6 protein-coding genes are annotated in these 6,954 nt (G+C 58.7%); 1 reads left to right on the plus strand and 5 read right to left on the minus strand.

The genetic code is table 11. The features are described from left to right. Nucleotides 1-182 precede the first annotated feature (182 nt). The 5 genes from I8N66_RS12145 to I8N66_RS12165 form a co-directional block, all read right to left on the minus strand. Nucleotides 183-758, minus strand: a complete 576-nt coding sequence (locus I8N66_RS12145; RefSeq protein ID WP_291153973.1) for an OmpA family protein — start codon at nucleotides 756-758, stop codon at nucleotides 183-185. A 4-nt stretch (nucleotides 759-762) separates the two neighbouring features. After that, on the minus strand, nucleotides 763-1,176 hold the full coding sequence (locus I8N66_RS12150) for a hypothetical protein (RefSeq protein ID WP_291153989.1): 414 nt from the start codon (nucleotides 1,174-1,176) through the stop codon (nucleotides 763-765). Between the two features lie 79 nt (nucleotides 1,177-1,255). Then, nucleotides 1,256-2,047 carry a hypothetical protein gene (locus I8N66_RS12155; RefSeq protein ID WP_291153975.1) on the minus strand — a complete coding sequence of 264 codons (792 nt, stop codon included), beginning with the start codon at nucleotides 2,045-2,047 and terminating at the stop codon, nucleotides 1,256-1,258. Between the two features lie 104 nt (nucleotides 2,048-2,151). After that, nucleotides 2,152-3,390, minus strand: coding sequence for an alpha/beta hydrolase (locus I8N66_RS12160; protein ID WP_291153991.1), 1,239 nt, complete (start codon nucleotides 3,388-3,390; stop codon nucleotides 2,152-2,154). A 230-nt stretch (nucleotides 3,391-3,620) separates the two neighbouring features. Continuing rightward, nucleotides 3,621-5,189, minus strand: a complete 1,569-nt coding sequence (locus tag I8N66_RS12165; protein WP_291153978.1) for a DUF1254 domain-containing protein — start codon at nucleotides 5,187-5,189, stop codon at nucleotides 3,621-3,623. A 456-nt stretch (nucleotides 5,190-5,645) separates the two neighbouring features. Between I8N66_RS12165 and I8N66_RS12170 the strand changes: the two genes are divergently transcribed. Then, nucleotides 5,646-6,755, plus strand: a complete 1,110-nt coding sequence (locus I8N66_RS12170; protein ID WP_291153980.1) for an AraC family transcriptional regulator — start codon at nucleotides 5,646-5,648, stop codon at nucleotides 6,753-6,755. The last annotated feature ends 199 nt before the right edge of the window (nucleotides 6,756-6,954 follow it).

Consider the following 6,954-nt stretch of genomic DNA (forward strand, 5'->3'; position numbering starts at 1 on the left):
CATTCACGAAGGACCGCATCCCGTCCGTGCGAAGCTTGACTGGGATATCCGGTCCGCTGGGAGGAGATGAAATCCTCGGCACGTCATGCAAGTCTAGCGTAGTGGTCCGCGGTGCCTGCGCATCTTTGGTGAGCGCGCAGGCCGGTCGCGGGGCACGCGTCGTCTGCCGACCGGAGGCTTTGTTACGGCGTCGTGAAGACACCCAAATTGACAAGCTGGACGCGTCTGTTGCTCGCTGAATCGCCCTTGGAGCCATCGATCGGGAAGTATTCGCCGACACCAATGGCATAGAGCCGTTCAGGGGCGACCGCGAATGTCGTTGAGAGAATTTCCGTGATGGCCACGGCCCGTCTTTCGCTGAGTTCCAGATTATGCTTGTCACTGCCTGTTGAGCTCGAGTGCCCGACAATCAGGAACTTGTAGGCCCAGAGATTCGGATGATGAAGCGCATCGGCGAGCAGGCCCAGAGTCCTGTAGGACTCCGGCTTGATCATCACCGAATCGTTCTCGAAGTCGATCTCGACGACCATTTGCGGGAGCTTGGCGATCTTTCCCCAGTTCGGAAGCGACGCCATCGCCACTCCGCCGCCCTCTATGGCTTCCTGACGCAGAATTGCGATGTCAACCAACGGAGCCGCGCCAACGAGCTTGCCAAGCCCTGAGACGATTCGTTGTTGGGAGACCTCTTGAGCGGCCGCAAGACCCAGTGGGCTCGATGCGGCGAGCAAGAGTGTGAGAAGTAGGGAACGAAGTCTCATTTGCTTATCTCCAGCCGGCGTCGGTTATCGTCTGATTGCACGCATTGCCTACGCGCTTTTCGGCTTTGATGAGGCATGCAAGGCGGTAGCCGTCACCTTTTACGCTTGAACAGAGTTGCGCGATATCGTGTTTGCAGACATTCGCGTATGCGGCCTGGGCCTGCTCCCGCTGGCTGATCGAGGTGAGCACAGTCGTGATCGATCCGACGCAGACCGGTGAGATTTTGGCTGCGTTTTTCTGGAGGCAATCGGCGATCCGTCCGTTGCCGAGATTGAGGCCGTGGCAGAGCTTTTTGATGTCGCCGCCGCAATCCTGCGCCAGCTTCGTGACGGCGTCCGCGTAGCTAAGTGTTTCTGCGCGTGTCGAGTGTGCTAACGCGAGCCCGATGAACAGTGCCGCTGCTATAGTATTTCTTATCTTCAAGGTTTCGTCTCCTTCAGACCTGTGGTTGCTCGATTTGTTTGGAAAGGGGATCGATGGGTTTCAACGGCTCCGCTTAGAACCGCACTGAGAGCCCCAGCATCGGACCCTGCTGAGTGACGTCGAACACGAAACCGTCATTGCTGTAGTCCACGCCCAATGCGCGGTAGCCGGCAATCGCCGATATCGAATTGTTGAACCGATAACCAATTGCCGCCGCCACGTCCCAATCGAGGTCAGCGCCACCAGCACCGACAAGACCCCAGCCCGTCAGGTGGAGTTCGGGTGTGAGAGAATAGGTGCCGCGGAAACCCGCCAGACCGTCCACCCAGGCTGCCTGATCGCTACTGCTGCGCCCATCGAGAATGCCGCCATGGAACGAAAGCTCGCTTTCGACGGACCATACGCGCAGGCCGGCGACCACGTCTAACCGCGCTGTATCGTTATCGATGACGGAGTATCCCGCGCCGAGCAGCCCGGCAAAGGTCTCCGATGTGAGTTCGACGTCTGTCGCAAGCACACCTCTCGGCGTGCCCGACTGCCCCGAAATCTTGGTATACATGGCATCGGCGAAGATGCCGTAGGGGCCGTTGCGCGCTTCGCCGATCGCCATCGCACCGAACTCAAGGTGGTCGAAGATGTCACGGAAGCTGGCATTGACATCGACTGCGGGCAGCCCGAACTGCTCAAGGTCACCCGACAAACCGGCCGCCCAGAAATATGGGGCAAAGGAAAATGTCCATCCGCCTTCGGTGGTCTTCTGCTGCACTTCCGGCGTCATCGGGGAATAGATGTCGGTGGCCTGCGCCGTACCCGCAACAAGGCAAGTTCCGATTGCCGCTACAGTACGAACGATGCGAATCCTCATGATGTCTCCCTGTAATGCTCGCTGTGGCGAGCAATCGCTGTTGTAGGCATTCCGTTCAGCCAATGGCGGCCCGCGGCTTGGTCCTGTGTACTCGGAGCGATTGGCTATCGGCTGCAGGTTCCTGATCTCGGCTCCCTGCAGGCATTGCCGGCGGTGTTCGAATTGGCGTTGCCGGATGGTCCGACGAGCGCCTCCACGTGATGAACATAATTTTGCCGTGTGTTTTGATCGACAATCGCCGCCGGGGCGGCAACGACCAGGCCCGCAGCTGTGCCGACCGAGTGCGCGGCCCCAGCAGTGGCCGCCACAATATGGTCGCCAAGCCCCAACCGGCTGTCGGTCAAGGTTTGACCGCTCGACAGCCGGCGGCCGATGAGTTGTACGATTTCAGGCGACTCTGCGAACTTTGTATGGTGGAGGCTGTCACCTTCCTTGAGTTGGGTCAGATCGACGACGGTGATTTCATTCACCGCCAGTTCTTCCTTGTAGGGCGATTGTTCCGGGTCTATTGCGCCCAAGCGCGAGACGTTTCCCCACACGCGGCGCGAAACGGCGAGCGCACGATCGTCACGAGAGACGAACAGCGTAAAGCGCGGCCGTTGCTGGCCCATATCGGCGATCTGCGAACGGAATACATCGACGTCTACGTCAGGCGCCGCCAACATGACATTCTTGAACTTGGCCGGCAGCCCATCGTTGCGGATCGCCATTTGCCGCAACGATTCCAGTGCCAGCCAGTTGCCCATGGAATGGGCGAGAACAGACACTTCCTTGACCTGAGGGTCGGCCGCCAGGTACTGGAACAGCCGCTCGACCGCGTTGCGTGTATAGTTGGTGCTTTCGCGATCGTAACCATAGGCCAGCAGGCTTCCGCGCGACGGCCATGTGGCGAGCACCGGCACGCTACGTGCGCCGGAATCGTGCACGATCTGCGCAAAACGGAAGACGGCGTCCTCGAAGTGGTTATTAAAGCCGTGAATGAAAACTAGAACACTGCCGTCCGGGCTTTTGCGCACATGGCTGTTCAACCACTTTTCAGCCGTTTCGCGGTCGATTTCGTCAGCCTTGAGCGCTGCAAAATCGGTTGCTGGATCTGGCGGAAGCTTGCGCGGCCAGGCAACCTCGCCTGCCTTGCGCGCGGAGTCAGGCGGTATTGAAACGGTGATGTCAGCGAATGTCGGGTTGAGTGCACGTTCGCCGCTGAACATCTCTCCGGGGTTTTCCGAGCGACCTCGAGTCGTGGTGACCAGCATCTCCACTTGGGTGGCCGACGGACTGGCTCCCACAGGTTCAAGCACGCCGGTCGGGCGGCTCGCACAAGCCGCGAGCAGCGTCAAACCCAAGAGGACGCATGTCGAAAGCGACCAGGAGAATGCGCCGGCTTTGGCGTTCCGGTCGTGAGCAGACTGAAATTGCACCAACGATCCCCTCAATGGCCGCATCAAGGAGTTCGCCGACCGACCGCTACTCCTCTTCATGTAAATCCTACCTACAAGGGAAGCAGGCGACGAACTTATCATTTGACGCCACGCCCGGTCTAAGCGACTTATCTCTCGGGTCCCGACTGCAGATGTTAATCGATCGGTTCGAACTCGCCCGGTCGCCAGGTCTTATCGAACCAGGGCTCGAGTGGTCCATAAAGCCGCAGAAGCGTGTACCATCCCTTGCCGGCGACGGTTTGAATCCAGTTTGCCTCCTTGCCTTCGGGTGCCTTCGGACCGAAATAGAGCTCGACCGAGCCGTCGGCATTCTCGATCAGCTTGTCCCGCTTGTTGTTTTTGCTGGGGAAGGTCTGGCCGGTTTGGAGTTCCGAGCGCGTCTGCGGATCGTAGACCACGACGGACCAGAAATCCTTGGCCGGTGGATTGGCGGGAATGCGAAGCTTGTAGGTCTTGGCGCCATCGAGATAGTCGCCGTTCTGGTCGGTCGCAGCATATGCATACTGGGAACCAGCGCCGATCATTTTCTCCACCATGGCAGGGGTGTTGACCGTCGCCTGGTAGAAGAACAGGGTTCTGGCGTCGAGATAACGGCCACCCTTGCCGCCGTCCCGAAGCCATTCATAGCTTCCCCCAACGAAGGCCGCGCCCCATGCGCTGTTCGGGTAGAGATGGAAACCGTCAAAACGGGGTCGGAAAATCAGCGCGCGGGCGGTTGCGTTGCCGACAGCGACGGCTTCGGTCAACAGTTTCTTCATCCGCGCATCCGGGGCGAAGGGCTTGCCCTTTTCAATGCCGATCGAGGCAAACAGACCCAGCAACTCGGGATCGAGCATAGACGTCGGTTCCCGATTGATGACCGTGTGGAGCTCTTCGTAGAACGCGTAATTGTTGGCATGAATGGTATTCCAGGATTTACGCGATCCGCTGATGAACTCCATTTCCGGCGGGTTATCACGCTTGCTGAGCGGATAGACCTTGAGCCCGCTCTTGAAGGAAGCGACTGCCGCGTCGGGCTTTCCATCGACCAGAAAGCCACGCAGGATCAGCCAATTCACATAGCTGGTCGACTTCGAGACGAAGTACTTCTCGCCGTCGACCTTCGCCTCCATGCCGCCGACCGGCGGATTGAGATCTCCCTGGTAGTCGGGCGGCAGGATCAGATACTTGCCGCCCTTGCCGCGGTCGGGGCCCGGCCCGCCCATGTCGGTCACGAAGCGAAAATAGGCATCGTTGACCGTGCCGGGACCAGACCCGGCGGGGATTTCGACAACCGTCGGCCCGTCCTTCCCCAGATCGAGAACGACGCTGCCATAGACAGTATCGGTATTGCCGGTGAGGAACAGCGGCGCCGAGTCCATCAGCTGGTCAAGAAGGATTGCCTTATATGATGTGTCCGCGCCCAACTCCAGATGCCCGAGCCGAATGCCTTCGACGGATGTGGCGGGGATGCCGTTGAGAAACGTCTCGACGCCGCGCATGAGGTCGAGATTGTCATAGAGCCTATCGACCGTTGCTTCATCTGGCATCCCGTCGAAGAACTTCAGCGTACCGAACCGGGTTTCCACCGTGTCAGGCGTCATGATCTTTTCGGGGATTTTGTGGTTGTAGCCCGGGGTTTTTACCTCTCCGGCCGCAGTCAGCGTCGTTGCAAGCAAACCGGCCGCGGCCAACACCGCAGGACGAAGCATTTCAGATAACATGTTTGCCCTCTCCTGGACTTTCTAATCTGATACGACCACCTGCGTTGCAGGAAAGCCTCTCGACGATCCGACAACCAAACCGAAGCGTTCGTTCGTCGTGGGAGACTAGCTGTGCCTCCCCTTGCCAATCTTACCATTTCCCGCCAAATCGCAGACGCATCCCCCGGAACGCACAGTTGCAACAACCTACCACTTATGATTGCTTTGCAAAGCGCGAATATTTGACCGTCCGCTCCGAGCCAATGAGGCTGGCGTGAAAGGATAAGACCCGGTTTCATTTCCGTAGCATCTTCAGGACGAGGTCTCGGATGCTTGGCTTCGGATGCGCTCCGCGTCTGTGGCTTGGGGGCACCCGGTAAGCTGGCCGCAAATTGAATGGAGACTGATCCATGCAGGCGTATGTCCCGTCTACATCGAATTGCAGATATTGCTTGCCAATTCTACCGAAGGTCGAATATGTGGAGACTATCCATTTCACGCCAGTCCCGTATTCAGGAAGCATTTCAGATCGCCGCGATTCCCGTGATCTCGAGCCACGTCTTGCAAGGCCTACCCGCATTCATTCGAAGCGAACTCGGGGAGCGAGCGTTGCTGCGAGCCAATCGCGCCGCGGGCTTCGACGTGGAATTGGTCGAGGACCGCAATGTCTACATTCCCCAGCAATCTGTGGTCGGCTTCGTCGAAGCCATGGCGCGGGCAGTGGGCGATACAAACCTCGGTCTCCTGCTCGTGCCGAATATGGATGTGTCCGCGTATGGCAGCTTCGGTCGCTTCATAACCGAGGCCGACACGCTCGGCGAAGCGATCAAACGAAGTATCGTGGCGCTGCAGTATCACAGCAGTTTTGACAATCTGACTGTCACCACCACGAAGGAGGAACTGCGCTTTGGCTATAAATTCGCTTTGGCTGGGTCTCGGGGGTATGAGTCGGTCGCATGTGCCGCTGCTGGCGAACTGCTAAGCTTCTTTAAGGCATATCTGCCTGACCACTGGCACCCACTTCGCGTCGAACTTGACATCCCGACTCCAGGCCATACCTCGCTTTTTGAGGACGTGTTCAAATGCCCGGTGATATTCAATGCGCCAGCAGTGGCGGTCGTCGTTGAGCGGTATAGGTTGATGGCTGCGTCGCGACGAACATCTCGGTCGATTGTGACCCTCGAGGATGTGGCTCGCGATCGTCCTGGAGGTGCACCTCGGACTTTGTTGGAAATTGCTGCTGCACAGATTCGCGCCCAACTGCTGGCGGGTGATGTGTCGATCGAGGAGGCAGCGCGAACAATGAACACGAGCGTTCGGACGCTGCAGCGTGAACTTCGAGTGGTAGGCGCCGACTTCCGAAGCCTGACGAGCGCGGTGAGAATGCAACGTGCGACAGAAATGTTGCGCGATGGAACCGTGTCGATCACCAACATTTCCGAGGATCTGGGCTATTCCTCTCCCGCCGGCTTCACCCGTGCTTTTCGGAAGGCGACCGGATTTGGGCCTCGCGAGTTTCGCGTCAAAGAGAAGCTATCTGCTGCCGATCCCGAGGGCGCCCCCCCAGAACGAACGGGCGAGCTGTAGTCGAAACTCGCGATGCCCCACACATGGGTTTTTTCAAGCTGGCGAGGCGGTGCCCGGCGCAGTCGTCTTATCCGGAGACTGCCGCGCCGCGAGCGTCGCTGCGGCTGTCTCCTTGTCGTCTCCGCTGACTTGAACCATCGGTTGAGCAAAAACGAATCCGATGACAACGAAGGCCAGCAAGACCATCGCGTAAGCCTTT

The organism is Ensifer sp. SSB1 (assembly GCF_016652895.1).
Classification (GTDB): Bacteria; Pseudomonadota; Alphaproteobacteria; order Rhizobiales; family Rhizobiaceae; genus Ensifer.

Excerpts from the sequence above, each read along its gene's own strand:
- I8N66_RS12165 (WP_291153978.1), bottom strand. The coding sequence starts at position 5,189 with ATGTTATCTGAAATGCTTCGTCCTGCGGTGTTGGCCGCGGCCGGTTTG.
- I8N66_RS12155 (WP_291153975.1), bottom strand. The coding sequence starts at position 2,047 with ATGAGGATTCGCATCGTTCGTACTGTAGCGGCAATCGGAACTTGCCTT.
- I8N66_RS12170 (WP_291153980.1), top strand. The coding sequence starts at position 5,646 with ATGTGGAGACTATCCATTTCACGCCAGTCCCGTATTCAGGAAGCATTT.
- I8N66_RS12145 (WP_291153973.1), bottom strand. The coding sequence starts at position 758 with ATGAGACTTCGTTCCCTACTTCTCACACTCTTGCTCGCCGCATCGAGC.